Origin of the sequence: Vibrio sp. Vb1755, from assembly GCF_033338635.1 — a bacterium.
GTDB lineage: Bacteria > Pseudomonadota > Gammaproteobacteria > Enterobacterales > Vibrionaceae > Vibrio > Vibrio alginolyticus.
Map to the genome: position 1 here is coordinate 1 of NZ_JAWOTA010000221.1, position 1235 is coordinate 1235.

A 1235-nucleotide genomic window follows, 5' to 3' on the forward strand; every position below is an offset into this window, starting at 1 on the left:
GCTCATCCTTCCCAGCATCGTTCAGAAGTGAATACTCCACTTTTCAAAGAAGCTCAAAAAATCGAAGGCGTGACATGCGTTGACTTGTACGGTGAGTACCCTCGTTTCAACATCAATATCGACCGAGAACAACAACGCCTTCGTGAACATGATGTGGTGATTTTCCAATTTCCGCTTTACTGGTACTCAACACCAGCGATTTTGAAAGAATGGCAAGATTTGGTGTTGGAATACGGCTTTGCATACGGCACCGAAGGAACCGAACTGCAAGGCAAAACCATGCTGTGCGTGCTTTCTGCCGGCGGCAAAGAAGAAGCCTACAAAGCCGAAGGCTACAACCATTTTACGATTCGGGAACTGCTCGCTCCTATCGAGCAAATGTCCGCACTCACGGGTATGCACTATATTGCGCCTCTTGCTTTGTTTGGTTTGCGTACCGCAGCCGAAGAAGGTCGTATCCCGCGCCATATTGAACGCTATAAAAAGCTCTTAACGGCACTGGTCGAAGACCGATTGGATGTCGAGGCCGCCGCTTCGCTCATTAAACTTAACAGTGCATTGCCGGAGCTCATCAAGGAGGCGTCATGACAGGAATATTCTTACAAGCCTTTGTGTACCTTGTAGCCGCCGTTATCGCGGTTCCGTTAGCAAAACGCTTAGGTTTAGGCTCTGTGTTGGGCTACTTAATTGCCGGCGTGGTGATTGGCCCAATCATCGGCCTAGTAGGCGAAGAGACCACAACCATCCAACATTTTGCGGAGTTTGGCGTTGTAATGATGCTGTTCCTTGTTGGTTTAGAACTCGAACCTAAAATGCTGTGGGCGATGCGTAATCGCTTGATGGGGTTAGGTGGCTTGCAAGTTGGCGGCACTGTCGCCGCGATTATGGGTATCGCCTTGTACTTTGAGCAGCCTTGGACGATTGCTCTAGCGATTGGCCTAATTTGCGCGCTGTCATCAACCGCCATTGTGCTGCAAACCTTTAGCGAAAAAGGGCTAACCAAAACAGAAGGTGGTAAAAACGCGTTTTCTGTTCTGCTCTTTCAAGATATCGCCGTTATCCCGATGTTGGCCTTTATTCCATTGTTGGCCCTGCCGGAGTTAGTCGAACAAGCACAAAATGCCGTTCAAACTGCTGCGCAGCATCATGACGATTTAAACCTCGTGGCCGATTTGCCGGGCTGGGCATACGGAATTGTCATCACTGCCTCGATTGCAATTGTTGTGGTTGGCGGG

At 49.5% G+C, this 1235-nt stretch carries 2 protein-coding genes; both read left to right on the forward strand.

The window, feature by feature from the left end:
- Positions 1–588 (forward strand): NAD(P)H-dependent oxidoreductase (locus tag R7E00_RS24060; protein ID WP_318124776.1); only part of this gene is annotated, 588 nt, incomplete at its 5' end.
- The coding region (locus R7E00_RS24065) for a cation:proton antiporter (protein WP_318124778.1) at positions 585–1235 on the forward strand (651 nt) is incomplete at its 3' end. The genes R7E00_RS24060 and R7E00_RS24065, both read left to right, overlap by 4 nt.